Raw genomic sequence first — 404 nt, forward strand, 5'->3', positions numbered from 1 at the left:
CGAGGCCACCATGGGCGACGTTGCTAACCCCTGTGTCTTCGTGCGCGCTGCCGATGTCGGTGCGACCGGGAGTGAGTTGCCCGACGATATCAATGCATCGGACGCCCTCATTGCAACGCTGCGCGAACTTCGGGGCAAGGCAGCGCAAGCCATCGGCTTGTGCAAGGACTGGCGCGAGGCGGAAAGTGTGTCCCCTGCCCTTCCGCTCGCAGTCATGGTGGCGCCTCCCGAGACCTACACAGGCAGCAACGGCCTCGCAGTGACGGCCGGCTCCATGGACCTGCGGGCCCGGCTGGTCTTCTACAACAAATGCCACGAGAGCATGGCCGGCACGGGCTCGATGTGCACGGCCGCCATGTCGCGCATTCCGGGCACGCTGGTTCACGAGGCCTGCCAGGGTACGA

Annotated in this window: 1 protein-coding gene; it reads left to right on the plus strand. The window is 65.8% G+C overall.

Going from position 1 to position 404, the window contains the following annotated elements:
* Positions 1 to 10: 10 nt before the first annotated feature.
* Positions 11 to 404 (plus strand): PrpF domain-containing protein (locus tag ACSFA3_RS25285; RefSeq protein ID WP_435508082.1); only part of this gene is annotated, 394 nt, incomplete at its 3' end.

Origin of the sequence: Variovorax glucosi (assembly GCF_051216695.1) — a bacterium.
In the GTDB taxonomy this organism is placed as follows: domain Bacteria; phylum Pseudomonadota; class Gammaproteobacteria; order Burkholderiales; family Burkholderiaceae_C; genus Variovorax.